This window comes from Rhizobium sp. PAMB 3182, from assembly GCF_052908355.1.
In genome coordinates this window covers 2,687,081-2,712,981 of record NZ_CM128607.1, presented here as the reverse complement: position 1 = coordinate 2,712,981, position 25,901 = coordinate 2,687,081, and the positions used below count along the sequence as shown (strand labels likewise).

At 56.8% G+C, this 25,901-nt stretch carries 24 protein-coding genes, 1 tRNA gene and 1 pseudogene; 12 read left to right on the top strand and 14 right to left on the bottom strand.

The annotated features are described in order from the left end of the window. Positions 1–151 precede the first annotated feature (151 nt). Positions 152–1,138, top strand: a complete 987-nt coding sequence (locus tag ACU5AZ_RS13130; RefSeq protein ID WP_446822806.1) for an alpha/beta fold hydrolase — start codon at positions 152–154, stop codon at positions 1,136–1,138. On the opposite strand, the gene hisN is transcribed toward ACU5AZ_RS13130, so the two are convergent. The 3 genes from hisN to ACU5AZ_RS13115 all read right to left on the bottom strand — a co-directional run bounded on the left by hisN (position 1,139) and on the right by ACU5AZ_RS13115 (position 3,231). Next, positions 1,139–1,912: a histidinol-phosphatase gene (gene hisN, locus ACU5AZ_RS13125; protein WP_446822805.1), complete on the bottom strand. Its 774-nt coding sequence runs from the start codon at positions 1,910–1,912 to the stop codon at positions 1,139–1,141. It abuts the gene before it with no gap. Between the two features lie 296 nt (positions 1,913–2,208). Continuing rightward, positions 2,209–3,093, bottom strand: coding sequence for an N-formylglutamate amidohydrolase (locus tag ACU5AZ_RS13120; RefSeq protein WP_446822804.1), 885 nt, complete (start codon positions 3,091–3,093; stop codon positions 2,209–2,211). Positions 3,094–3,108: 15 nt separating this feature from the next. Then, a complete protein-coding gene (locus tag ACU5AZ_RS13115) occupies positions 3,109–3,231 on the bottom strand; it encodes a hypothetical protein (protein ID WP_446822803.1) in 123 nt (40 codons plus the stop codon). 116 nt (positions 3,232–3,347) lie between these two features. Between ACU5AZ_RS13115 and cpdR1 the strand changes: the two genes are divergently transcribed. Continuing rightward, positions 3,348–3,713 carry a response regulator CpdR1 gene (gene cpdR1 / locus ACU5AZ_RS13110; RefSeq protein WP_446822802.1) on the top strand — a complete coding sequence of 122 codons (366 nt, stop codon included), beginning with the start codon at positions 3,348–3,350 and terminating at the stop codon, positions 3,711–3,713. A 195-nt stretch (positions 3,714–3,908) separates the two neighbouring features. Beyond that, positions 3,909–3,983, top strand: a tRNA-Val gene (locus ACU5AZ_RS13105). 110 nt (positions 3,984–4,093) lie between these two features. Here ACU5AZ_RS13105 and ACU5AZ_RS13100 read toward each other — a convergent pair. From ACU5AZ_RS13100 to ACU5AZ_RS13090, 3 genes are all read right to left on the bottom strand, one after another. Continuing rightward, a complete protein-coding gene (locus ACU5AZ_RS13100; RefSeq protein WP_446822801.1) occupies positions 4,094–5,716 on the bottom strand; it encodes a DUF927 domain-containing protein in 1,623 nt (540 codons plus the stop codon). Positions 5,717–5,853: 137 nt separating this feature from the next. Further along, on the bottom strand, positions 5,854–6,288 hold the full coding sequence (locus ACU5AZ_RS13095) for a hypothetical protein (protein WP_446822800.1): 435 nt from the start codon (positions 6,286–6,288) through the stop codon (positions 5,854–5,856). A gap of 463 nt (positions 6,289–6,751) precedes the next feature. Then, entirely contained in the window at positions 6,752–7,087 is a 336-nt protein-coding gene (locus ACU5AZ_RS13090; RefSeq protein ID WP_446822799.1) for a helix-turn-helix domain-containing protein, read from the bottom strand. Between the two features lie 387 nt (positions 7,088–7,474). Here ACU5AZ_RS13090 and ACU5AZ_RS13085 point away from each other — a divergent pair. Further along, positions 7,475–8,255, top strand: a pseudogene (locus ACU5AZ_RS13085) (IS5 family transposase). On the opposite strand, the gene ACU5AZ_RS13080 reads toward ACU5AZ_RS13085, so the two are convergent. Continuing rightward, positions 8,252–9,127, bottom strand: coding sequence for a LysR family transcriptional regulator (locus ACU5AZ_RS13080; RefSeq protein ID WP_446822798.1), 876 nt, complete (start codon positions 9,125–9,127; stop codon positions 8,252–8,254). The pseudogene ACU5AZ_RS13085 and the gene ACU5AZ_RS13080 sit on opposite strands and share 4 nt — an antisense overlap. A gap of 65 nt (positions 9,128–9,192) precedes the next feature. Here ACU5AZ_RS13080 and ACU5AZ_RS13075 point away from each other — a divergent pair, with 65 nt between their 5' ends. From ACU5AZ_RS13075 to ACU5AZ_RS13045, 7 genes are read left to right on the top strand one after another with little or no spacing between them, the layout of a single operon-like run. Then, positions 9,193–10,356 (top strand): polyamine ABC transporter substrate-binding protein, encoded by a 1,164-nt coding sequence (locus tag ACU5AZ_RS13075; RefSeq protein ID WP_446822797.1) that lies wholly within the window; start codon positions 9,193–9,195, stop codon positions 10,354–10,356. Between the two features lie 15 nt (positions 10,357–10,371). Beyond that, positions 10,372–11,310 (top strand): ABC transporter permease, encoded by a 939-nt coding sequence (locus tag ACU5AZ_RS13070; protein WP_446822796.1) that lies wholly within the window; start codon positions 10,372–10,374, stop codon positions 11,308–11,310. Between the two features lies 1 nt (position 11,311). After that, the gene (locus tag ACU5AZ_RS13065) at positions 11,312–12,133 is read left to right on the top strand and encodes an ABC transporter permease (protein ID WP_446822795.1); all 822 of its coding nucleotides are present in this window, start codon (positions 11,312–11,314) and stop codon (positions 12,131–12,133) included. Next, on the top strand, positions 12,130–13,233 hold the full coding sequence (locus ACU5AZ_RS13060) for an ABC transporter ATP-binding protein (RefSeq protein ID WP_446822794.1): 1,104 nt from the start codon (positions 12,130–12,132) through the stop codon (positions 13,231–13,233). Before ACU5AZ_RS13065 ends, ACU5AZ_RS13060 begins: the two co-directional genes overlap by 4 nt. After that, entirely contained in the window at positions 13,230–14,495 is a 1,266-nt protein-coding gene (locus ACU5AZ_RS13055; RefSeq protein WP_446822793.1) for an amidase family protein, read from the top strand. The genes ACU5AZ_RS13060 and ACU5AZ_RS13055 overlap by 4 nt, the downstream gene beginning before the upstream one ends. Then, entirely contained in the window at positions 14,492–15,391 is a 900-nt protein-coding gene (locus ACU5AZ_RS13050) for a polysaccharide deacetylase family protein (RefSeq protein ID WP_446822792.1), read from the top strand. The genes ACU5AZ_RS13055 and ACU5AZ_RS13050 overlap by 4 nt, the downstream gene beginning before the upstream one ends. Continuing rightward, entirely contained in the window at positions 15,388–16,080 is a 693-nt protein-coding gene (locus ACU5AZ_RS13045) for a DUF1989 domain-containing protein (protein WP_446822791.1), read from the top strand. The genes ACU5AZ_RS13050 and ACU5AZ_RS13045 overlap by 4 nt, the downstream gene beginning before the upstream one ends. A gap of 9 nt (positions 16,081–16,089) precedes the next feature. Here ACU5AZ_RS13045 and ACU5AZ_RS13040 read toward each other — a convergent pair whose 3' ends face one another. Next, the gene (locus ACU5AZ_RS13040) at positions 16,090–16,968 is read right to left on the bottom strand and encodes a LysR family transcriptional regulator (protein ID WP_446822790.1); all 879 of its coding nucleotides are present in this window, start codon (positions 16,966–16,968) and stop codon (positions 16,090–16,092) included. Between the two features lie 127 nt (positions 16,969–17,095). Here ACU5AZ_RS13040 and ACU5AZ_RS13035 point away from each other — a divergent pair, with 127 nt between their 5' ends. Then, positions 17,096–17,788, top strand: coding sequence for an FMN-dependent NADH-azoreductase (locus tag ACU5AZ_RS13035; RefSeq protein WP_446822789.1), 693 nt, complete (start codon positions 17,096–17,098; stop codon positions 17,786–17,788). Positions 17,789–18,051: 263 nt separating this feature from the next. On the opposite strand, the gene ACU5AZ_RS13030 is transcribed toward ACU5AZ_RS13035, so the two are convergent. The 6 genes from ACU5AZ_RS13030 to ACU5AZ_RS13005 all read right to left on the bottom strand — a co-directional run bounded on the left by ACU5AZ_RS13030 (position 18,052) and on the right by ACU5AZ_RS13005 (position 25,633). Then, positions 18,052–18,597, bottom strand: a complete 546-nt coding sequence (locus ACU5AZ_RS13030) for a recombinase family protein (RefSeq protein WP_446822788.1) — start codon at positions 18,595–18,597, stop codon at positions 18,052–18,054. A 214-nt stretch (positions 18,598–18,811) separates the two neighbouring features. Beyond that, positions 18,812–19,393 (bottom strand): hypothetical protein, encoded by a 582-nt coding sequence (locus tag ACU5AZ_RS13025; RefSeq protein ID WP_446822787.1) that lies wholly within the window; start codon positions 19,391–19,393, stop codon positions 18,812–18,814. A 179-nt stretch (positions 19,394–19,572) separates the two neighbouring features. Next, complete coding sequence (locus ACU5AZ_RS13020) at positions 19,573–21,873, bottom strand: nSTAND3 domain-containing NTPase (protein WP_446822786.1); 2,301 nt, start codon at positions 21,871–21,873, stop codon at positions 19,573–19,575. Between the two features lie 132 nt (positions 21,874–22,005). After that, a complete protein-coding gene (locus ACU5AZ_RS13015) occupies positions 22,006–23,955 on the bottom strand; it encodes a DUF3732 domain-containing protein (protein ID WP_446822785.1) in 1,950 nt (649 codons plus the stop codon). Continuing rightward, on the bottom strand, positions 23,952–24,440 hold the full coding sequence (locus tag ACU5AZ_RS13010) for a three component ABC system middle component (RefSeq protein WP_446822784.1): 489 nt from the start codon (positions 24,438–24,440) through the stop codon (positions 23,952–23,954). Before ACU5AZ_RS13010 ends, ACU5AZ_RS13015 begins: the two co-directional genes overlap by 4 nt. Further along, on the bottom strand, positions 24,437–25,633 hold the full coding sequence (locus tag ACU5AZ_RS13005) for an ABC-three component system protein (RefSeq protein ID WP_446822783.1): 1,197 nt from the start codon (positions 25,631–25,633) through the stop codon (positions 24,437–24,439). The genes ACU5AZ_RS13010 and ACU5AZ_RS13005 overlap by 4 nt, the downstream gene beginning before the upstream one ends. Between the last annotated feature and the right edge of the window lie 268 nt (positions 25,634–25,901).

The following is a 25,901-nucleotide window of genomic DNA, read 5'->3' as shown; positions in this document are numbered from 1 at the left end:
GCTGGGGCAAAACGTCCCGCCCGCCTCAGCCTACTTTGGCCGGCTCGTCGCGCGTAACTGGACGGGCCGGTCTTTTTTCTTTGACGAGAGCCGGGGCTTGCGCCTACTCATGGGGCGCTCCGTTCAATTCCCGACGCACCGGATCAGACTGATGATGGAAGCCAATCTGCGCCTGAGCGCCGACAATCCGCCGCCGCGCAACTACACGGCGGGGTTCTTTACCGGGCGGGATGGCGTGGCGCTGCGCTATGCGATCTTCCGGACGGAACGCAGCATCGCCCGCGGCACCATCATCATTGTCCAGGGCCGCAATGAAAGCATCGAAAAATACTTCGAGACGATCCGGGACCTGAACGAACACGGCTTCTGGGTCGCGACCTTCGACCTTCGCGGTCAGGGTGGCTCCGAGCGCCTTCTGCCCGATCCGCGCAAGGGTCACGTCGGGCGCTTCGCCGACTATGAGGAGGATCTGGAAGCCTTCCTGCAGAAGGTGGTGCTGCCCGATACCCGCCTGCCCTTCTATCTGATCGCCCATTCGACCGGCGGGCTGATCACGCTGTCGGCCGCGCCGAGGCTCGCCAACCGCATCGAGCGCATCGTCGTCGCCTCGCCCTTCATTGCGCTTCGTCGCAACGGCATGTCGCAGGGCGCCATCGGGCGGATCGCCGGCGCCTGTTCCCTGCTCGGCCTTGGCGGCTGCAGGCTGACCGCCGATCTTGGCGAGCCGCCGTTCGACGGCAATGTCCTGACGTCGGATCCGGTGCGCTTCGAACGCAACCGGCGGATCACGAGGCAATATCCGGCTCTGGCGGTCGGACCGCCGACGGCGCGCTGGATCTACGAGGCGACGAAGACGATGAAAAAGGTGCACGGCCACCAGCACCTCGCCTCCATCATGATCCCGACGCTGGTGCTGGCCGGCAGCAACGACCAGTTGATCCCGATCGAGGCGCACGAAAAGCTGGCGGAATACTTCCGCGCCGGCCATCTGATCACCATTCCCGGCGCCCGCCACGAAATCTTCCAGGAGCGCGACATTTTTCGCGCCCAGGCGATGGAGGCCATCAAGGCCTTCATACCGGGAGCGGATACCGAAGAGCGGGAAGCCGGCGACGCCGAGGCCGCCGCCGAGGCCTGATCAGCCGGCGAGAAGCGCAATCGCCTCCGCATGGACCGCGGCGCTGCCGGCGGCGATGATGCGACCACCGTTTTCCGGCCTGCCGCCATCCCACGTCGTCATCACGCCGCCCGCCTGCTCGATCAGCGGGATGAGCGCGCCGACGTCATAGGGCTTGAGACTGTTTTCGACCACCAGATCGACGTAACCGGCGGCCAGCAGCGCATAGGCATAGCAATCGGTGCCGTAGCGGAACAGCCGGACCTTCTCCTCGACCGCCCGGTATCGCGGCATGTCCTCGCCCGCAAAAAGATGCGGCGAGGTGGTGAACAGGATGGCGTCCGACAGGGAACCGCAATCGCGCGTCCTGATCTGGCGCGTGCCGTCCGGACCGGCATACCAGGACGCGTTGCCGTCGGCGAAATAGCGCTCCCGCGTAAACGGCTGGTCGACCATGCCCATGACTGCGCGTCCGTTCTGCTGCAGCCCGATCAGCGTACCCCACACCGGCACGCCGGAAATGAACGCCCGCGTGCCGTCGATGGGATCGATAACCCAGACGAGTTCGCGGTCCAGGCCGATATTGCCGTGCTCCTCGCCGAGAATGCCGTGCTCGGGATAATGCTGCTCGATCAGCGCGCGGATCGCCGTCTCCGCGCCGCGATCGCCTTCCGTCACCGGGTCGAAGCTGCCGACCTCCTTGTTGACGACGGCGGCACCGCTTCTGAAGCGCGGCAGGGTTTCCTTGCTGGCGGCATCCGCGAGGAGATCAAAGAAGGCGCGATTGGGAAGCATGGGACATCCATCTACAGGCGGGAACGATGGTCCTGCTCTACCCGAAAACGGGTGTGATGCAAATGCCGCAGTTTGCGTGCATTTTCACGGCAAATGACGAAATGCACATTTTTTGATCGTCGCGCATTCGCTAGGCACTTGACTTTTGTGCGCCGCAAAAATAACGTTTCCATACAGTCTTCCGACTGTAAATACCCTCCTTGGGTGTTTCCTCCCTAGACTTAACCGCGCCTAAGGCGCGGTTCTTTTTTGCCGGGACGGCGTATTTCCGATAATTCTAAAGTAAAGAAGTCGCTTTATTCTGCGGCAAGCGCAGTATCGGCGGCGAAGTCGTCGACGAACTCGGACAGCCTTTCCATGAAGGCACCGATCGCTGCCGCCACGGCATGGAATTCCGGCCTTTTCTGCAGCGTTACTTCGTCGATATAGAGCGCCCTATTGATCTCGATCTGCAGTGCATGCAGGCCGCGCGCCGGACGTCCGTAATGTTCGGTGATAAACCCGCCTGCATAAGGCTTGTTGCGGATCGCGCTGAAGCCCATTTCTTCGAGGATCTGGATCGCCGCGCGGGAAAGGTCCGCCGCCGCGCTCGTGCCGTAGCGATCGCCGATGATGAAATCGGGCCGGATCGCCGAGCCCGCGACACGGACATTGCCGGGCATCGAATGGCAGTCGACCAGAATGCCGAAGCCGAAATGCACATGTGTCCGGGCGATCAGCCGGCGCAGGCAGGCGTGATAGGGCTTGTAGACCCGCTCCACCCGTTCCAGCGCCTCTTCCACCGGCAGCCGGTGGGCGTAGATTTCCATGTTTTCCGCCACCAGCTTCGGCACGGTGCCGAGACCGCCGGCAACCCGCAGCGAGTTGATGTTGGCATAGGCCGGCAGCTTGCCCTCGAACATGCGCGGGTCGAGCTCGTAGGGCTCACGGTTCACATCAAGATAGGCACGCGGAAAATGCGCCACCAACAGCGGCGCACCGAGATCTGTGGCGGACGCGAAGAGTTCGTCGACGAAGTGATCCTCCGATCGGCGGATCGAATGCGCGTCGAGCCGCGTCTGGCGCAGGAAGTCCTCGGGGTAGTGGCGCCCGCTGTGCGGGGAATTGAACACGAAGGGAACCCTGACCGTTTCCGGCTCGCGGACCTCGAAAAGGTCGCTCTCACGTTTCGCCCAGTCCATTTCGCCTCTTCGGTCTCAGGGTCTGCGGTTGCGAAGCGACCACAATTCGACATACTTGGCTGAATCACCAGATATTTCAATGGCCACCGGCGCATTGCCGCTGACGGCATGTTGCCAGTTGCTTTCCAGCAAGTCCATACTATGCTCGTGCGGCTTGCCTGTGGATTGCGTCGGCATTCACTGGATATTTACCGGCAGGCCTTTAGGCTTGTGGCTCTAGTTTCTTGTGCATCCCATAAAAGACGGTCACCTAAATGAGTCAGAAAATCCTCCTCGCCGAAGACGATAACGATATGCGCCGCTTCCTGGTCAAAGCGCTGGAGAAGGCCGGCTACGCCGTCGTGCACTTCGACAACGGGGCAAGTGCCTATGACCGGCTGCGCGAAGAACCCTTCTCGCTGCTCCTGACCGACATCGTCATGCCGGAGATGGACGGCATCGAACTGGCGCGGCGCGCGACCGAGCTCGACCCGGACCTCAAGGTGATGTTCATCACCGGTTTCGCCGCCGTGGCGCTGAACCCTGATTCCAAGGCTCCGAAGGACGCCAAGGTGCTTTCCAAGCCGTTCCACCTGCGCGATCTCGTCAACGAGGTCAACAAGATGCTGGTGGCCGCCTGAGGCGAAAAAGCCGGGGTTTCCGGGCGAAATTCGAAAGATGGAATTTCCTCCAAAAACCCTATTGACGCCATCCCCCCTTTTGTGGTCTATGCCCCGCACCGACGGACGTCGCGGGGCAAACGCCCGGCAGAAAGACAGCCGACGGTAACTCCGCAAAGCGGCATTTGCCTTACGGCAAGCATCGCGAAATGGAATGGGCGTGTAGCTCAGCGGGAGAGCACTACGTTGACATCGTAGGGGTCACAAGTTCGATCCTTGTCACGCCCACCATTCCTTTCAAGCACTTAGCGATAGCTTTCTGCCTGCGAGCCTGTAGCTAGCAATCACCTAGTAAGCACGAAATTGGGAACTGGCGGGAACGCGTACCTTACTAAAGGGCGTCAAGTGTCAAGCGGAAACGCGACCTCCTTTAGCACCTTGTGGTCAAGGCGAATGAAGCGTCGGCTAGTAGTGCCAACTCTGCTTTGATAATAGGAAGAGTTGCCACTTCGCTGTAGCAGCCCGGCGACATTGCGGAACTCTGATAAAGCCTTGTCTTCGGCGCCATCCGTGAATTGCGCCAAGTGCCCCTTCTCAATCATTACCCATTTGGTCTTGCGCTCATCTATCGTAAAGACCGAAGGGCACAATCGCGCCTCGGCAATCTTCTTGCCATTGATATGCGGAATCTGATCAGCCCCGATCGCCGCAAGGATATCACGTGAAATATGCCGAAGAAGCTGCCTTGAGTTATCCTTGCCGGCCTTCTGCCCCTGGTCCCTCCGGTAGAGACGTTCGCAAACTTTAAACGGAAAATGTTCGGGCCAGTCAACAACGCCAGCTTTTTTCAATTCATCTCCGACCGCAGCGAACTGAGCAAATTTTTGCGCGGCAGCTTGAGCCAGCCCATCCGCGTTCGGACCTGCAAGTTGTAGGGTGTAGTTGGCAATTGTATTAGGCAGCCTCTTCTGAATTTCCTCCTTGCGCCTGACAACTCTGCGGAGCCAATCGCGAAAGCTGTGGCTGGAGTATTTTTTCATCGCCACTTCGAGTGCCTTCATTAGCCCGACTCTCGCCTCGCGGGTCAGGTCTGAGTTCCAAATGCCACCAGAGCTTTCCGGGGGCACAGGCACAAAGAGGAGACGTGCATCTATACCCGTCCCCGGCTTATAAAAACGCAGACTCCGGATATCCTTCTCTCCCACCATGAATGAAATCGTCTTCCACGTCAGGTTTGGAAAATGATCCCCTAGAGCTCCCCCGTTCGACCTAGAGGCACCACGACCATTTGCCGCCTTGTATGTGAAGTTGGTCAAAGTTTTATCAAGATCGGCGTCGGATCGAATCCCTACCTCGTCAAAGACAACCACGCTATCTGAGTGCGCATGGAGAATTTCCTCAAGTGCGCGAGGCGTAAATTCGAAGGAAAGCGGCACCCCGTCATACCGAGGTTGAGTTAGCGTGTTGATCAGTTTTGCCAAGGTCGTTTTGCCCGTGCGGCTCTCACCCCAAATGCTGATTACTGGACGCTCCCCACTCTGTAAGATTCCCAGCACCGGACCTGCAAAGGCCACCAATGTAGCCAACGCCACATAGTCACTCTTCAGCGCCAGTTCATCAATTAAGTCCAAGAGTTCATCGTTTCTTTGAGGCAGCTCGACTCTTTTCTCCTGCAACGATTGATCCAAGATCCAGCGAGATTTGGCCCCTCCCCCAATCACTTCTCCATTGAAGACAAATACGTCGTCATGCCATCCGTTGCTGACTACAAGACGGTGCGGCATCTTTTTGATCGAATCTGTCGCCTTTGCGATTTCGGAGCTTAAGCGCCTTGTGACACACGGGTTAAGTCCTGCAATTAAAAGTTGCCTGCAACACGCTTTGTTGTCTGACAAAATTGATGCTGGCAACCATACCTTTACGGGACGATCTTTCCCGAATTTGGCACCTAAGCCAACATAAGCTTCGTTAGTTCCCTCGCGGACTACGCCGGAAACAATTTGGATTACAAGGTCATTATCCATACCATTCTCCATTGGGGTGAGCAGTGAGCACTGCTTACTTGCTCAGGCTACACTGCGGTAAAACGCTCAATTCAGAGCCGACGAAACTTTGATATGCAGTTTGTACATTGTTTGATCAAAACTACGGATCCATGGCTCTAACCTCCCTGTTTCGGATAGATTTCGAGGAATTTGCGCACTATTGGCTGCAACTCGCGCGTTCGGAAGTCGCGCATGATTTCGGCTGGAAGACCGTTGAGAATAAGCAATTCATCAACGTGCACTCCGGCCATCGAAGCGAGCCACTCAGCCAGCAAAGACCCTGTCATTCGATTACGCTTACCCTTTCCGGATCGACCATCTGCAGTAAGAAACGCTGTTCGGATCTCTGGAAAGAATTTGAAATGATAATTTAGAAGCCTCTCAGCATCCTGTGATGAGGGTACAACCTTTACCTGAAGCGGGTGCCCGAAGCTGCTTCGCGGAACAACCGTCGCGAACCCCGCACGGAGCGCTTCCAGAGGAACACCAGAGACCAAGAGGTGCATGTGCGGCTCGAAAACAAATCCGTCACCGCCGCCGCTGGCAGACACCTCGAACACTCCAACTGACCACATCGAAGGATGCTGCCCGCGGAGATCATTTAATAGAGAAGTTATCTGTCGCTTGCGGGTCGCCAAGCGGAATGTAGATAACCTTCCCACAGAGCGGCGATCATTGGTGTTGGCAAATGTGACATGCGCTAGCCCCACTCGACGAAGATCAAGGGCGGATCGCAAAACGGCTAGTGCCCAGACACGCGCCCGAAACTGTTCAAGGAGACAAGCTGCGCTACGTCGCTCTTGGTCGATGGACCGCCACGCGGAATGAAAGGCTCTGCTTCGGTCACCTTTAAATCCGCAACCCTCGAGTAAAGCGATGTTAGAGAGCTGACATCGCCTTATCGCGGATAGTGAAAACCTATTCTCTGAAAAAATACTCTTCAATCCTGCCCGGACTTCAAACTCATTGACGTGCAGATATCTCTCAACAAGATCGGAGGTTACACGTTCGGGGCTACGCATCGACGTCAGATCCACGATCGGAGGTCGATTGCTTTCTTCGGTGTAGAACAAAGCAATTTATGTCCGCCTGCCGATAGAAGATGCGGCTTCCAACTTGGACGAACGCAAGTTTGGGGACACCACTGCAGCGCCAGTTGGCCAAAGTTTTCTGCGATACGCCCAGAAGTGACGCAGCCTTCATTGGGGAAAGCAACGCGTCATCAGAATGAGAATTCAATAGGGCGCTAGATGGCAAATCAAAGCGGCAGCCTAAAGATTGGTTCAATGTCAAGATCGCTTCGAAAACTTCCTTTTTCGAAGGGTGTTTCTTGAGGATACGTGTTTTCATCGCTCTTTTCCTTCAAAGAGCGGAGTCAACTGGAGCTTTGCTGAGGAAAATCCCCTATGAAACACTCCAATCAACACCGCTCAGTGTTTTGCACACCGATGGTTAAGTTGATTGGACGTCCACTCCGGGCAGTGGGGAAGATGATTTCGACCAAGAACCCTAGCGCAGCCCGCTAGAAGCCGGGTTCCCAAACGACCGCTGTTATTTTTCGCAACGGTTCGTGTCCGTAAAATTGCTGGAATTAGCCAGCCACCATAGGTTGGCTCGGACTGCGTAAAATTTCAAGAAAATTCTTGAAACAGTCAGTTCCTGCCGTGGTCCTAGGCACAGGACCAATTGATTTTGGCTTAGGATCGTGATTCAGGCCTCCTACAAGCAGTTTGAATGATGAGTGGCTTGTTTTGGTTGACGGACGCGCAATGGCCCGTTTTCAATCTTACTTTCCAAAGAGCCTTGGGCCGCGAGCGCGTTGATGATCGACGCGTTCTAAGCGGCACCACTTTCGTCAACCGCAACGGGCTCAGGTGGTGCGATGCGCCGAAGGAATATGGCCCGGCGAAGACGCTTTATAACCGCTGGGGCGACAAGGGCATCTTTATTCAGATGATGGAAGGACTGGCTGTGCCTGAAGCTGCAGAGCATAAGACCATCATCATCGATGCGCCCCATCTCAAGGCCTACCACACGGCTTCCAGCCTGCGGATAAGAAAGGGGCGCGGGTCGCCTGATTGGGCGCACGAAAGGCGGCATGAACACCAAGCTTCATGCCACAACGGATGCAAGTGGTCACCCGATCAGTTTCTTCATAACGGCTGGTCAGGTCAGCGACTATACCGGTTCTGTGCCGCCTTACTTGATGAACTTCCCAAGGCCAAAATGGCTACTGGCCGACCTTGGCTATGATGCCGACTGGTATCGTGACGCTTGACAGGCGAAGGGGATCACTCCCTGCGTTCCGGCTCGCAAATCCCGAAACAAGACCGTCAAATACGACAAGCGCCGCCACAAACGACCCAGCCGCATCAAGATCATGTTCGGTCGCCTCAAGGACTGGAGGCGGGTTTCAACACGCTACCACAAATGCCCAATGGCCTTCTTATCCACCATCGCTCTCGCCGCAACCGTCAATTTCTGGCTCCAATCAACGAGTCCTGAGCCTGTGAATTAGGGTTTCAAATGCTGCCTGAGGAGAGTCACGAAATCCCGAGCGATCTCTGAAAGCTCCTGAAAAGGTGGGTAGAGGATTGCCACAGCGTAGTCGATCGCAGGGCGGAACGGTCTCTTTACGACGTTACCCGTAAAAGGAGTGCTCACTACCGGATCGATGATGCCCACGCCGCAGCCGGCCTCGACCAGTTCGCAGGCGGTCGAAAAGAACTCCGTTTCAGCCACGACATTCCACCGCGCGCCGTACTTCGAGAACGCGACCGCCAGTTGCTGATGAATCGGATCGCCGCGGAAGAGGCTGACGAAGGGTTCACCGTCCAAATCGGCGGGAGTGATGACCGATTTTCCGGCGAGCGGATGATCCAACGGCATTATGCATTGGCATTCGTAGGAAAAGACCTCCATGCGGTTGCTGGGATAGTCCAACGGCAGTTCAGCAATTGCCAGGTCGAACTGCTGTGCCGAGATCAATTGACGCACCGTTTCCGATGGGCGTGAGATGATTTTCACCCGCACATTCGGACGATCGATAGTGAACAACGACACGATCCGAGGCAGCAGGCTGATCGACATGCTGGCATAAGCGGCAATCGACAAATGGCCGCGCTGACCCGCCCGGATTTCCTCAGCCGCGCGTACCGCATGCTCCAACGCTTCAACTGCGCTGTTAGCTTGGTCTTGAAATAACTTCGCTTCAGCCGTGGGTTGCAAGCGACCGGAACGGCGGACGAACAGCGCAAATCCGAGCTCTTCCTCAAGGTTGGTGATGATATGGCTGACAGCAGGCTGCGAAATGCCCAGCATTTCGGCAGCACGGGTCATTGTCCCGTGCCGCATCAGTGTCAAAAAACATTCGAGTTGCCGCGTTTGCATGCGGAAGACTATAGATTTTAGTTATAATCAGCGCAATTCACATTATTTGTATTTTGGTCCGCCGCATGGCTGCATTCTTCCTGCGCCCTCTAACGAGCGCCAACTGGGAGAAAACAACGATGAATACGCAACCTTCTCGACGTTCGCTGCTGAAGTATGGATTAGCCGCAACGACAATTCTGGCTACACCATCAATTTTGCGCGCACAGCAGACACAGGAATTGACCATGCTGACCTGGGCAGGACATGCGACGCCAGAGGTCGTTGGCCCGTTCGAACAAGCTCATAATGTCCGCATTCGTGCCAAGGAATATGTCGGCGGTGACCAGATGTTGGCCCAGATCGCTCAGTCGCCCGTCGGTACCTATGATATCGTGTTGGCCGACGCGGAATATGTCTCGCAATTGTACCAGGCAGATTACATCGAACAGCTTGATCCCAAGGATTACCCGTTCGACGATTTTTTCCCAGAGTTCCAGAACTTTGAGGGCCACTGGTTCGATGGCAAGCTGTATGCAGCTTTTCTCCGTTTTGGTTTTCTGGGCCTGTCGCACAATATTGACGCGATCAGCCCCCATCAAGCACGCAGCTACAAGGCCATGTGGCAAGCTTCGCTTCGTAGCAAGATTGGTCACTTCGACTGGCACCTGCCGAATTTCGGCGTGATCAGCCTGAACAATGGGAATCCAGCTCCCTTCGATCTTTCCGACACCGCATGGCAGGGTGTTCAGGATAGCGCCATGACTTTGCGCCAGCAGGTTCGGGGTTTCTACGATTATGGCGGTGCGTTGTCCGCGTTGCGCTCGGGCGAGGTCGTGGCCATGCCCGGAATCGGCGACTGGATCACCGGCGTGCTTCAGCGCGACGGCGCTAGAGTCACGACCACGATCCCCGAGGAGGGTGGCTTGCAATGGACCGAGTCTTTGTCGATCGGCAAGGGCTCGCGCAACCAGGATCTCGCACGGGAATTCATTCGCTATATGCTCAGCCCCAAGGGGCAAGTCGCTACAGCAACGCTGAAAGCCTATCCCGCAATGATTCCCACGCATGCCGGCTGGAAATTGCTGAACAAGTTGAACGCCGCCGAGGCAGCGCGACAGAACATGAATCTGACGGGTGCTAATGCGCTGGACGAAATCCGTGCTGGGCGTATCCAGCTGCGCCGTCTGCCGGTGCAGCAGCCGCTTGAAACCTGGAATGATGCCTGGGTGCGGTACAAGAACGCGTAAGTGCAGGACGGAGCCATGCGGCTTGACGCCGCTATTGCCAGGTCGCTGATCCGACCGGCATCACACATCCATAGCAAGGATCAATCAATGTCAATCTCATCCACGCAGATGCGTTTGCAACGGCGTTCCTGGTTCGCTGTCTGGGCCGCGCCAATGCCGATCTGGTTCACACTGTTCTTTCTGGGGCCGCTGGGGTTGCTGGTCGCTATCTCGTTTTGGTCGGTGCAAAACTATCGCCTAACGCCGGACATTAATCTTAGCGCCTGGCGCTATATCATGGGATTGGACTTTCTATGGAGCAGTTTCTGGCTCAGCTACGGTCTGGGGTTGCTCAGCGCGATGCTTGTGTCACTGCTAGCGTTTCCGGCGTCCTATGCGATCGCCTTTCTGGTGTCGCCGCGCCAAAGGTTGATGTTGCTGGGTCTCGCGCTGGCACCGTTCTTCACCAGTTATCTGGTTCGTATCTATTCCCTTCAGGTCTTTCTGTCCGAAGGTGGCGTTCTGCCTCAACTGGCTAGAGCAGTTGGCCTAAGCGGCTCCAGCATGTTGAACACTTATTTCGCGCTGTTTCTAGGCCATGCCACGCTGACCCTACCGATAGTTCTGGTGCTCCAAACGCTGGCACTGGCAAACATAGATCGGTCAGAGCTTGCCGCCGCCTCTAATCTGGGCGCGCGCCCAGTCAATGTACTGACGCGGATCATCCTACCTGCAGCTCGGACCGGGCTGTCAGTGGGCGTGCTGTTTGCCTTTCTGCTGTGTTACGCGGAATTCGTCAGCGCCACTTATCTGGGAGGAGGTCGCTTTCAAACCATGCCGATCCTCCTGACTGACATGATCCGGGGTGGTCAGCAATGGCCCCGCGCAGCTGCATTGTCTCTGATGATGATGGCGATTCTGCTGGCGACTTCGCTCTTGGCAGTGCTGTGGGCATACCGAAAAGCGGGGCGCTGAGATGGACCGCGATATGAAACACGTTCTTCCGACGCCTGTCTGGTTTTGCGGCCTAATATTGGTCTTTGTCATCCTTTACGCGCCGATCCTGTCGGCCTTAGTATTTTCGTTCAGCATCGACAGGTTCCCCAGCCTCAACATCAGCGGGCTTAGCATGCGTTGGTATGCGCAGGTGTTCCAAGACCCGCGCAATGCTGCTGCGCTGACAAACAGCCTCACGATAGCCCTGTCCACCGCGCTGATTGCAAGCACACTGGGTTTCGCGGCGGCATACGCGGATTTCAGGTTTCGCTTCTTCGGGCAGCGCAGCATTTTGGCGCTTGCACTTTTACCGCCGACTGTGCCCGTCGTTGTTCTTAGCCTTGCAATGCTGTGCTTCTTCTCCCGCCTTGGGCTGTCCGGTAGCATTACTGCGATTGTTATTGGCCATGTCGTAATGGCAACGCCCTTCGCGATGGCCATTTGTCGATTGCGGCTGGAACAGATGCCATCCGAGGATGAAATCGCGGCCCAAAATCTGGGCGCGACGCCGGGTCGGGCCTTGTGTCTGACCGTGCTACCCCATATCGCCCCGGCGATTGTTGCGGCGATGATGATCACCTTTGCGGTGTCACTGGACGAATATGCCATCGCCTGGTTCGTTGGTGGGCTGGAACAGACGGTCCCTGTCATCGTCCTGAACACGCTACAAGGGCAGGTCGATCCAACAATCCATGTCATCGGCACGCTGACGTTCACCGTTACGCTTACGCTCGTCTTCGCTGCACAGGCGCTGCTGTTACGCAAGGCCCATCCGAACAATCAGAATAAGGTGTCACAATGACCAAGCCGCTGCTCCAACTCGACAATATATCCAAATGCTATGGTCAGTTCACAGCCGTAAATAATCTAAATCTCGGGATTGCCTCAGGCGAGTTCGTTGCGATCATGGGCCCCTCCGGCTGTGGCAAGACGACCACTTTACGCATGATGGCCGGACTGGAGGATCCTACCCGCGGCGAGGTGCAACTTCAGGGACGAAAGATCAGCGACCTGCCGACGTGGCAGCGTGAAACACCGCTAGTCTGGCAAAACCTTGCACTGTTTCCGTACATGACTGTGCAGGACAACGTCGAATTCGGCCTAAAGATGCGCAAGCTGCCTCGAAGGGAACGAAGTAAGCGTAGTGGTGAGTGGCTGGAACGATTGGGGATTTCGGCTTTTGCAGATCGCAATGTGGCCATGCTCTCCGGTGGTCAGCGCCAGCGTGTCGCATTGGCACGCTGTCTAGTGCTGGAACCCAAGATTCTGCTCCTCGACGAACCGCTTTCAGCGTTGGATGCACATATGTCGATCCGCATGCAGGGAGAGTTGAAGCGCCTTCAACGCGAACTTGGCATCACTTTCGTCTATGTGACACATAGCCATTCCGAGGCGTTTTCAATGGCCGACCGCATCGTCATCATGAATGGTGGCGCGATTGAACAGCAGGGGCGACCGCAGGATATCTTCCAGCGCCCTCAAACCCGTTTTGTCGCGCAGTTCATTGGGGGAAACAGCATTTTCAGCGGCACACCTTCTACTAAGTCAAAGGGTGTAGCAACAATTGACAGCGCGGACGGAATCCTCCGACTGCCTGGCTTGTCCGCACTGATGTCGGACGCACCGATAGAGCTGTCCGTGCGCGCTGATCGAATCGCGCTGAGCGTTCAACCGCGCGGGGTGGAAAACGAGGTGTGTTGTACCCTGATGTCTGAGGAGTTCGCGGGCGCGGTCGTCAATCTTTATCTGGAGTCGACTGCGGGGACTGAGATAGTCGCCCAACTGCAACGCGGCGATCTGGACCGGCTCGCTGCGCAACTGGGTCAGCCAATCTTTGCTTCCTGGGCGCCAGAAGATGGCGTCGTGCTGGGGCGAGAAAAGGATGGAGTTCGGCTGCAATGATCCCGTGCGAGCTTGAGCAGACGCTTGCAGCTGCGCGGTCTGCTCCAAAGATATTCATATCGGTGACAGAAGATCGAGCGCGTGCAGAGTCGGCGTCTTCGGAAATGCGAAGGGAGCTTGGAGCAGGTCTTGGTTCTTTAGACGGAGCGACAGTGTCATGGAAAGACATGATTGCTGTTGCGGATGTGGTGATGACGGCGGGCTCCGCCACGCGGCGCAACCTGTCGCCAGAGCCAGTAGATGCCCTGCTAGTTGCACGTGGCGTAGCCGCTGGACTGATCACAATAGGCACCACCAACATGTCAGAGTTCGCTTTTTCTGGCATCGGGCACAACCCGCATTTTGGCACGCCGCTGATAAATGCCAGGGTTCCGGGGGGATCCTCCTCAGGGGCAGCGGCCTCGGTCGCGCGCCGTATCGTGCGGTTAGCCGTGGGGACAGACACGGCCGGATCCTGCCGCGTACCTGCGGCCTTTCACGGGCTATTCGGCTTTCGCCCCACGCGCGGACGCTATCCGATGCGAGGCATCCTGCCGCTGGCGCCCGACTACGATACGGCCGGGCTAATAACCGGATCAGCACGGGATCTGCTGGACCTCGACACGATTATGTCCGAGGACACGACAAAGGCCGAAAGAACGTTGCAGATCGTGCTGGATAGAGGTGCCACGGATCAGGCCGAAGGTCCCATCACACTCGCCATTCGGGAGGCCCTTGCTTCCGCTACTGCCGTGGGCTTCTTCATTCGCGAGGTGCCATCAACGATCCTGTCCAAGGCTATCTCACTAATTGACAAATATGGTTGGCCGGGCGGCGCAGACGCCGCGCAAACCTATGCGCGGCTCATGGAGTCTGATCAGTTCGCGCACGTCGATCCGCTGATCGCGGCGCGGCTGAGGGCCGCTGCCGAAATGGAGCCGCAGGCACGGGGCTGCATTCGCAAAGCTGCAGCCACATTGCGGGCTGGCTGGCCGAGTCGTGATACTGTGCTAGCCCTACCGACGGTTGCAGTGATAGCGCCCGAAGCCGAGCCGCTTCTTTCCGATCCGCAGATCTTTGCGGCGAAAAACTCGCAGGTGTTACGCCTGACCATGCCCGCGAGTCTGTTGGACCTGCCAGCTTTGAGCCTTCCCATCGGCAATACCGGACCCGACCAATGGTGCGGATTACAACTGGTTGGGCCACCGGGATCGGACCGAGCCTTGCTGGCACTCGCCTGCCGCCTAGAAGCCCGAAATTGCACACGAGGAGCCCTCTCATGATCCGCAATCCGATCCCTTGGCCCGAAGGCGCGCGTTGCGCTTGCGCCATCACCTTCGATGTCGATGCCGACAGCCTGATCCACATCGCGCGACCCCAGGACAGCCACCGCCGGCTATATCCGATAAGTATGGGACGCTATGGCCCAAACTGCGGTGTGCCGCGAATTCTCGACACTTATCGAAGGCTTGGGCTACGCCAGTCCTTTTTTATGCCCGGCTGGGTGATGGAAACCTATCCACGCACGGTTGAGGCGATCCTTGAAGGCGGTCACGAGATTGGATTACACGGCTATCTCCATGAGGATCCAACAGAGCACAACAGCGCTGAACAGGCGTACTGGTTTGAACGCGCGCTGGATATCAACCGCCGGGCCACCGGCCAGAATCCCCGAGGCTATCGCGCGCCGGTCTACAACGTGACGCCCGAAGTGATCGACCTCGCCATCCGTCACGGGCTGACCTACGATTCTTCTATGATGGCTGACGACTTGCCCTATTTGGTTGCAGGCGAGGACGGCACGTTGATCGAAGTCCCTGTCCATTGGGGCAGCGACGACTGGCCGCCCTTCGCTCATTATGCTGAGATCGGCTACATGATGCCGGTCATGAGCCCGGGGCGAGGACTAGAATCGTCCTTCGAGGAATTCGAGGCACAGTATCAAGCCGGCGGGTTATGGGTTGGCATTTGGCACCCCTTCCTGACTGGCAGGCTAGCCCGCTGGCGTGTGGTCGAGGAATGGCTGGAACAAGTGCTATTACGCGGCGATGTGTGGTTTGCGCCTTTGGAGGAAATCGCGGCCCATATCGCTAGGATTCAGGCCAGTGGCGCATGGGTTCCCCATATCGAACCTGCCCGCCCCTATGCTGCACCACCCATCGAAGGACTTCAAGAATGAGCGATTTTTCCCGTCGTTTTGCCGCGCATCGCCCCGATGGCACCAATGCTTCCGCCGTGGAGGTGCTGGGCGAGCACGGGCGCATTGAAACCGGAATTACCTACGACATCCCCGCCCGGCAGGGCCGTGCGATCAGGTTGCGTAGCGGCGAGCGGCTACGTGTGATCAACACCCATGGCAGCCAGGTTGCCGATTTTTGGGCCTTCGTCGAGGAGGATCCAGGCGAGCATCTGTCGATGGAACATATGCGCCCTGACCTACGAAAGCTGACCCCCGAGCCCGGTGATGCGCTTGTTACGAACCGGCGAAGGCCAATCTTGACACTTCTGGAAGACAGCTCGCCCGGAGTCCATGACACGCTCGTAGCGTCCTGCGACGTACACCGTTATCGCAAGCTGGGGCATAAGGGATATCACGACAATTGCACCGACAATCTGCGTATGGCGCTTTCGGCCATTGGGATATCGCTGCCCGAGGTGCCTTGTCCGCTGAATCTTTGGATGAACACGCCCGCGCGCGAGAATGGCAACATGGCGTGGCTGCCGCCGGTTTCGCGCCCTGGCGATCAGGTCACGTTCCGTGCTGAAATGGATTTGATAGCGGTGATTTCAGCCTGTCCTATGGATCTGCTGCCGATCAACGGGGAGGATTCCGTGCCACGTGAGCTGTCTGTGATGATACTGCTCTGAGACCCGCCGTCACGCTTGATGGCGTAACCAGTCCAGTAGAACGTTCAATTGCCGAACTGCCGGATGGCTGGGCAAGAAAACGATCCAATAACTCGGCGCGGGCAGGGTTATTTCGGACAGTTGCACCAGGTCTCCTGTGCGTATCAAATCTGCGACCAGAACCTCTGACGCCAGCACTGCACCATGTGCCGCGACCGCTGCATCGATGGCGTGAATTTCTTCGGAAAAGCTCTGAGCGATAGCCGGGTCTGGACCGGCGACGCCAGCAAGTCTTCTCCAATAGGGCCAGCTTGGCGCATTTGCCGAGCCGCTGCGCCAGCGATAATGCAGCAAGGGCAAGGTCAAGACCTTTGTCGGTGGCAGAGGCGAAGAAGCAAAGCTGGGGGCGGCTACGGGAATGATCCGATCGACGAAAAGGCGTTGCCATTCCTCGTCAGCCGCCGGCTTCTCAGCGTAGCGGATTGCGACGTCAATGCCGGGCTGACGCAGATCGGCGAGCCGGTCATCCGCCTCGACCGCGACAGAGAGCCCCGTCTGATTGCGCAGATTCGTGAGCCGCGGCATCAGCCAGCGGCTGGCGAATGCCACCGTGACGGACAACCGCAGAGGCTGCTCCTGCTGATCTTCTTCAAAATGCGCGATTGCCGCGCTGATCTGATCCAGCGCATCCCGCAACACCGGATATAGCTCCGCACCCTTGGCGGTTAGCCTGATTGGGCGCGGATAGCGTTCGAACAGGTCGGCCCCGAGTATCTCTTCCAACTGGCGCACCTGATGGCTGATCGCGGTCGGTGTCAGGCCAAGTTCTTCGGAAGCGCGGGCAAAGTGCAGATGCCGGGCGGCGGCCTCAAAGGCGCGCAGTGCATGCAGTGGGGGTAATTTGCGCAAGGCGCCCTCCAGTGGTCCGCAGGATGAATCTAATTCATCACATGCCTGAAATATTCGATTTGGCCAAGTCGGATCGAGAGGCCTATCGCTTTACCAACAAAGTTTCCGACCCATGAAGGAGAAGACTATGACGACACTGTTGCGCATTGACGCCAGCGCTCAGTTGGAAAACCGTTCCCTAACGCGGCGGCTGACCACGCTGTTTACAGACGAGTTTATGAAAGGCGACCCACAGAGTCGCGTCATCACCCGCGATGTCGGCATGGATGCTGTGCCACCTATCGACCACCGTTTCATCCATGCCGCTTTCACCCCCCCTGCCGAGCGGGAGGCGTGGATGAACGACCGCCTGGCCCTGTCGGACCAGTTGATCGACGAAGTTATTAGCGCCGATGTGATCTTACTGGGCGCCCCTATGTATAACTACGGCATGCCATCGACGTTGAAGGTCTGGATTGACCACATCTCACGGATCGGCCGTACCTTTTCATTCGATCTGTCGCGCGGTGATTTTCCGATCCAGCCAATCCTGAGCGGGAAGAAACTGGTGGTTCTGTCCGCGCGCGGGGAGTTCGGCTTCGCCCCCGGTGAGGTCCGGAGCCATCTAAACGCGCTGGATCCCGGTATTGCGGCTTGTGCGCATTATTTCGGTGTAGCAACCGACGATATCGAGACTGTCGCAATCGAATACCAGGAATTCAAGGATGCCCGGCATACTCGTTCCGTCGCGCAGGCAGAGGAAAAGACGCGACACTTGGCTAGAGCTCTGGCAACAGAAAGTCGGGCCGCAAGTCGAAAGCCGGCCCCTGTTGCCATGTGACTGCGTCACCAATGATTGGATGGTAATCTGAAGATCGAAGGTTCAGATTCCACTCCCGCAACCTTGCAACTGACACTCCCGCGTGACCCCGCTGGGAGTGTCTTTAGCGCTCCATATCGTAATATTTTAGCCAAAATATAGTTTTATAAATCAATGAAATCCGATGATATCATAATTTAATTCTTATTTTGCATGCATATCCGAGATATACATGCATTGTTTGGAATAAAATCTAGAAATTTATATCAATTGTAGGCCGCAAGTTAATTCTGCGCAAGAATACGATGGACTTGCATGCGTGAACACCCGAGTGCCGCAGCGATCGCCGATGGCCCCAGCCCATTGGCATGCAGGCAGGAAACTTCCTCTCGGTCGATCCGCCGCTTACCGCCTTTGTAGACACCCTCTGCCTTGGCCTTCGCTATGCCTTCACGCTGCCGCTCCTTGATGAACCGCCGTTCCATCTGTGCGACCATGCCAAGGACCGTCAACACCATCTGCCCCATCTCGCCGCGAGTGGTGACGTGGGGGTCGAGAACGGTGACGAAAGCGCCTCTTTGCTCGCAATCATGGATGATGTTGAGGACGTCTCGGGTATCACGCCCGAGGCGATCAAGGCGTGCAACGACCAAGTCATCACCAGGGCGGAGGAACTCAATAACTGTGGCCAGTTCGTTGCGGCCATCGCGGGAGCCGCCCGACACCTTTTCCGATCGGATGATCTCGCATCCCTCCGCCTTCAGCTTGGCGGTTTGGATTTCCAAATCCTGGTCAATCGTGCTGACGCGTGCGTAACCTATTCGAGCCATGTGTCACCTCAGGGTTTAGGCCCGAGGCTACCCTGTCACAAATAGCCGATGTCAAGCCAGATGTTACATGGCGCGGGCAGCTGGATGTGACGTATCGGCGGGGTATACCTTCAGGTGACATGACAGCTTTGGGGCCGGAAGCGGACTGGCAGCCTTCGGTAACAGATGGGGGGGGTAAAGAGACCTTCAGCGATAGCAGCGGCGCCGTCGACCTTCAATCGTGCCAATCGAAACATCCAGTTTCTCGGATGAACGAGCGCAGGATCCAGCCTGCCTGGCGAACGAGATCTCGGTCGCGACCGTTTTGAGGCGACTTGGCGCCATGGAACAGATTGCAGCGGATCAGATAGATCGTGCGAAGAAGCTGAGGCCAAGTAGGAAGATTGCCGGCCGTCCAACCCGCCGGCTGCATCTTGACGTCCTCGCGCCGGCAGGCCTCGAGAAGGGCATCTCGGTCCATCTGCCAAAATGCGTCGAACCCAAGCTTTTTTCGAACATCGCGGACGTTCAGTACTGGCAACATGTCCGCGAAGGCCAGGACGCGCTCTCGGAACGCGCGGTTCTGGTCAAGGAGTTCATCGTAGACATCCGTCATCCGCCGATTCTCGGCTAGGGCAGTGATCATCGCGGCGTCGGAACCACCGTCTGTCACCGAATCCATCCAACCGTTAAAAGCCATCCAGGTATTCATGAACGGCAGAAAGGGAGACCGCCGACGATTGACCTCGCCGATCAACTCGCGCGCCGTGTCAGCCATTTCGGGGTCAAGCGTGCGAAAGTTGTTAAAATTGACCATTCCGACCTCACCCCTTTCCTTCCCAGGCTGCACTTGGAAGCCCAGCCTTAATCTCGAACATCATCAGCCTAATTATACAAGCGACCTGTGAATTGCTGGGGAAAAGTTGAAGCGGACGATGGCTACGCTTGGTTATTGGCAACGCTGCCTATCCCGACGAAGACGATCTGGCACGATGGTCAACTTCGATCACCTCGTAGAGACCCAAACATATCCGACACGTTGCGTTCACTAGCGCGCTCTTCGCGCCAGCGCTCTTTCCACTCGTCCTGCATGTGATCGGCGTAGGCTTCCTCATTTTCTTCGAACTCGGCCTTTGCCTCCTCGACCTTTTCAATGAGCAAGGCGACGTCCACGCCCAACTCGTCGCGAAACAGCTCAAGATCTTCGGTTAAACCGTCGAATTGCTCGCGCGACCGACATTCGCCAAGGTCATCTTGAAACATTGATCGCCGATAAGCTTCGAAAGCTGAGCGCGCCGCCGCAAGAGTGCCATCCGTATCGGCGATCGAAGTGTCGATCACTCCGATTAGTTCTCGCAACTCATCAGATCGGCAGCCGGTCTGCACTTCGTCTATTAAGGCAGATCTAATCTTCTGCTCCATTCTGTCGCGAGTGGGGGGCTCGATTGATGGCGTCCTTTCGAGAGCACGCAGAAGCTTAACCGAATCATTAATATTGGGCCGCTCGCTTTCCCATTCCTGCTGCAAGCGTGCAAAGAGCGGCGCAATGAGTGCGGCGATCTCCGGTGTTCCGAGCCCGTCTGCGACATCGATTATGACTGCGAGGCGGCGCTCGAACGTCAATCCTTTATGGCCGACCGCGCCTTTGCCAAGATCGACCCGACGATCTTTGATCATCTGAACGGCCATCGAAGCCGCGAATTGGTCTGAACGATCGCGCAGGGCGCCGAGGACGGAGCCGTTCTGCGGTGTTTTTGCGAACGACCAAACCCGATCGATCTGATCGAAATCGGCCGCGCTGGTCACCAAGTCGCTGGCATTGTCAGGAGCTTCGCGAACCACCGCGTTCAGAAGATCGAGAACCGAAGGGTCGATGACCTCGACGCCGTGAGAGCTGTAAGGTTTGATGAACGTGCCTGCGATCTCGCGCAGAGCCGAGTGGAAATCTTCGGGACGGCGTGAGAAGCCATATCGTTTGGCGCGGTATTCATGCAGCGCGCGGAACGCTGGTTTCAGCACGACGCCGGCGGCCTTCCCACCCATCGAGAAGATTGCCAGCAACATGGACCGTCCGGCGTCGGTGATTTCCTGCTCGTAGGCATGCCTCCAGATTTCCGAAGGATCGCGAAGAAGATTGTCGACAAACGCACGGTACTGCGCGACCGGCACGTTGCGGAGCCGGCGATAGCTGGAAAGCCATTCGATTAGCCGCGGATTGAACTTCTCGTGCTTGATGATCCGCAGGTAATAGTCATCACGCAGCAACTGGTCCTGATACTCGACCGGCAGGTCGCTGAAGTAGAGATGATTGTAAAGAATGCGGGCCTTCTGCGCGAAAGAGTAGCTGGGCATTCGCAGAAAGACGCGCATATCGTCCAGATCGGAGTAGCGGAGCCGTTCCGAGCGATCCATCGCCTGCGAGTAGATGTGCTCACGTGTCGTCAGGATCAGCCTAGCACTCGGTGTCGAGCGCACCATGGCGATGAACTCGAGCAACGCCTTATCACTGGCACCGGCAAGGGCTGTCGACCGGTCGCCGAGGAACGTCGCACCGATGAAATCGTCAAAATAAAAGACCTGCGGCATGCCGGGCTGAAAAAGGCTCATGCCTTCCTCGATGTCGCGCTGGATGAGGACCGCCTGAAAGCCGCGTTCGAGATGCTCATAGAGCAGCAGGTTCGCGAGCGTCGATTTGCCGACGCCCGGCGGCCCGGCGATGACTACAACGCGATGCTCGTTGAGCATTTTGAGAGCTTGCGTATAGGCGCCGCTTTGCACGTAGCGGCGAGCCTCATTGTGAACCTGACGAACCTTGAACTCGCTTCGGGTCACGGACGCATTGTGCAAAACTCGGTCCAGAACGGCTCGGCTGGCGAGCCAGAGCTTGTAGTGATTGCCCTCGATCATGGCGTGTTGGCCGAGGAGGTTGTTAAGGTCTTCCTGGCCAATGACGTCGCTTGGCTTCAGGACGTCAGCGCCGATGAGCTTGACCACCGCGTCCTTGTTGATCGCCGATAGCGGCACGGACGTGACGAGGACATAGCGGCTAGGCTTAAGCCGCCTCACCTTAGCAGCTTCTTTTGTAAGTTCCCGCATTAGCCCAGCGAGGCCGGTCTTGAGAAGATGCTTCACCTGAACGATGATCTTGCCGGAACCATTGGCGTATCGCAGGTCAATGCCGCCGTCCCTGCCAGTCTTGAAACTCTCGATAGTCACCCCCCAATGTGCTTGCAGGAGGTCACGGGCAAGAATCTCAAGGTCGTAGGGCGAAAGCTGGTGGAAATCGTAATCAGGCATTTGGATCTTCTGACTGTAAAGTGCGAGGCCGCGATTTCTCTCCGGAGCCGCGTTAGGTGCATTTTCAACGGTAGTTCTAGTAAGGTAAGCCACGCCCAGTATGCATTGGGTCCTTCGCCGGTAGCCCGGAGATCAATCTATCGGAATGTCAGGCCAATCGTCAGGTACAAGTGCCGGCGGCTTCGTCCATGGGTCTTCAACCAACGCTGCCTGAAACCAATCGTCCCGAAGATTTGCATGCTCAATGACGATGAGTTGGAAACCTGGCGCATCTTCCCTGGCAAATCGCACAAGCATCTGGAACAGGCGCCGGACCGCCTCAAGATCGGCGTCCTTTTCCGTCTTTTCGATTGATCCACCCGCTTCAGCGTAGGCCCTCTCGGAAGGGAAATAGACCTGCGTCGGCTGATCAATGAGCAGAAAGCGCGGGATGGGCTGCTCATAAGCTGCGGCAAACCTGTGAAGGGAGAGAAGGGCAGCCAGGTGATACGCGAGATGATTTTCTCCACCCCCGGTCTTGTTCATGTAAATCGGCCGAGCGGGGCGATCGATGACAACAGTAAGATTGTGCAGATCCAAGCGCGCGGGAAACTGGCCGAATTCACCCCCAAGTGCTTTGATGTATCCGCCCATGTAACTGGCTATATTGCTCATGGTCGACATCAGGCGAGCTTCAGAATCGTCTGCACCGAGCCGACGCTCCAATTCTGCCACCCTGGACTTCAAGCGTCCTTCTTCATTCTTCAATCGGGCAAGCTCGGAATCCGGTACAAAGTTCTCGAGAAACAGGCTGATGCGTCCTACAACGCGTGAAGCGGCATTGTTCCGGTTACCCATTTCCGCAAGGAATTCGCTAGCGGATATGGCGGACGCGAGCTCCAGCTCTTTCGTTCGAATTTGCTCTGCGAACCTCGCCACTTCTTCCTGCTGTTCAGCCAAATAGGAGTCCAGTGCCGGACGCTCGCCAGTCACCGCGCTTAGTTCGCGGTCCAAGGATTCCAACTCGGATAACAGGGCTTGGGCAATCGGAGTCTTCATTCCAAGATTTTCCGGGGCGAACGGCCACTGCCAATCTCCTGTCGCCGAATTGAATGGAAGTGCCTTAATCGAAGCCAAACGATCCTTCTGTTCGTGTGCCTCATTCTGAAAGCCATCCGCTCTTCGGGCAAACTGCTGGGCGCTCTCAATCCGACGCTGAACCTCTCGACGCCTGTCTCGGAGATCGATAAGTTCCCGCTCGATTCGCGAGATACGTTGCCCATCGTCATCGGGAACAGGCTGTGGCTTCCAATTCAATGCCGTACGCAGAATATCAATCACCTGCTGGGCGCCAAAATCCCCATCACGCGTGATCACGCCCACAGCGCGGGCCTCAGACAGAAGACCAAACGCGCGATTTTCTGCGCCGTCGGCGGCCTCAACCGCCTGCTGGATCATTTTCGCCTTCAACCTCAGTTCGCGTTGCGCAGCACGAAGCTGTGTTTCCAGCGTGAATTTCTCTTTACCGGACACCCCTAACAAAATTGGCAACGTGTCTCTAATGGCCTGCGGCTGAAACTGTTCGTTCTGCCGATAGAACAACTGGTCCTTGTTCGTGACGATAGCCTGCTTTTGAAAGAGGTAATACCAGGTGTGCTTGATGGTGGCGTCGAAGCTCTCCCGGCTGTTGTCGATCGGCACCTCGGTCATGTTCTCGGGGATGCCAACCAGTACCGAGAGAAGCGCGATGACACCATCGTCGTTATCGTTGACGCTTAACTCCGAATGAGCCGGAGGCTGCACCGAGGCGCCCCTGCGCACCATGGCAGCGCTCGCTGATTGGGCAGTGGGCGACGGTGCTGGCTTCGCGATGAGCACCTCTTCTCCATCGAAACGATAAATGACCGCATACCATGTGACTCGATCTCGAATGACACCCTCAGGGATCTTAAAATCGGAGCCGCCCATGCAGTACTCGATGATTTCCGACAGTGCGGACTTCCCGGTCGAAGAACGGCCAGTGATGACATTAAGCCCGTCGTGGAAACTGACGTCGCGGCGGCGGCCGTCATCGCTATAGATGTGAATGGATTTGATTTTCATGGTCTTATACCAAATGTGGTGTAGATGGTCGCCCGATCACCGATTCGCGCGAACTCTTTGCCAAGGTAAGCTGCGGCACGCTGGGTCTCGACCGTCTCCGGTGTGCCACTGACTGCCTTGCGAACGCCTCCGGGCCCGGTCAGGAGCCGGCCGTCCGGCGAAATGACGAGCACGTCGATATGCATGAGCATCCCGAGCGCCTCGAGGGTGAACGGAAAAACGTCGCTGCATCGTCTTGCAAAATTAACCTGCATTTCGGGATGCTCGGCCACAACCTTGAGAAGGTAACTTCGATTGCCTTTGCGAATGATTTCGCGAGACTGTCTTTGCAGGCAAAGAGGCAAGACGAGAAGTGAAAGAGAAAACGGCATGCCAGCCTTGTCGACTTCCTGAAACGACGCGATCGCCCGATATAAGACCAATCCGCAAAAGGCGGGATTGAACAGATTGCGTATTTCAATCGGCCGCTCTTGCCAGGACTTCATGCAGCCACTCCGAGGATCTCGGCCAAACGATCCAAGAACCGCGGGTGCCAATGCACACGCGGCGACGGGCTGGCATTTGCAAGTATTTGGAAGGCACCACGGACGACATAGGGCTCAGTTACACGTTCTCGGATGCGGAGATGGCCAGTATCTTGTTCCGCCCAACGCAGAAGCTCTCGTCCTGCAGACTGAAGGGCGGCTTCAGCACTCTCATCCGACAGGTTTTCGAAACAGATCTCCTTATACCGTGCCCATTCCTCCACGAGCCGCTCCTCGTACTCCTCGATTTCCCCCGAAATGAGCAAGTTCTCGCGGGCCCAGTTCGATCGCTGCTCAAATGCTCGGTAGTAGTCGATAATCGCAAACTGGATCCTTCTTTCGGACACCTCCAAGGTTAGAAGCTGCCGAACGAAAGTTCTCGGATCCTGGAGCGCGTCTATCTGACCAGAAGGCCGAGCGTTCCTATAAGTTATCGGCAGATTGTCGGTCCTGTATTCCTCGGCGAACGCGGCGAGCTTGTCGGAAACTTCTTGCACTCCGATGGGCCCGGAGCGTCTTCCGCTGAGGAGCTCAATGACGCAGTTCGTCCACCAGCCTTCCAGCCGCTCGAACAGCGGTGTCCGAACTTCCCGCCTGACTGTGCGGAGCCGCTTGTCGATTAGGGCCGGAACATCAGTGATGCGCGGCGCCGAGGCGAAGATCGTAATGCGGCCGTAGAAATCGCACGCCTCGTTAGAAGACAAGCTATCGAGTGCACTTTTGAGCGCAACCAGATCTTTATTTGCGGTCGTTGAAATCGCTTTGGCGGCCGCCTCGGTTCGGGCATCGTCGTCCGAGTTGTCTTCCTCGAACAGGGTCAGAAACGATCCAGACGCCACCGCTCCGGTGTGAAATAGGAGAAAACGCGATCGGGACGTAGTACGACCAGATGCATCGTAATGTTTCAGCCAAATGCGCACTGACTTCCAGAAGTCGATGGATAAATCTGTCAGCTTGTCGCCGATCACCTTGTGCTTGAGCGAGGCAAGCGATAGTGACCCGTTCGTGCTGACGAACTCGACGTCGTCGTTGCGCTCGATGAAGAGCGCATCTTCTTCCGGAAGATCAAGAGCCTTCAGCAGTGCGAACCTAGACTGGAAGGTGTAGCCTAATCCCTGCTCCGCGGCAGAATGCTCGGACTTGGTAAGTGACATATCCGATAAAACTCGATTGCTGAATCTCTCCCGCCGAAGCCCTAGTCTCCCGTGCGACAGGGCAATATCACGTTGGGCGACAGCGAATGCAATAGAGTTGCAGAAGAATTCACCAAGTTACTTCCTTGCAGTTGTGTAGGAACCGCCTATCTCGACGCTTGTGGCAGCACAGGCCGGAAACTTGAATGTACGAAGAAATTTAAAAGAAAAACTATGCACGCACTGTGTAGTCGAACCCTACCTAGGTGCGCTCATTGCTGATCAGGGC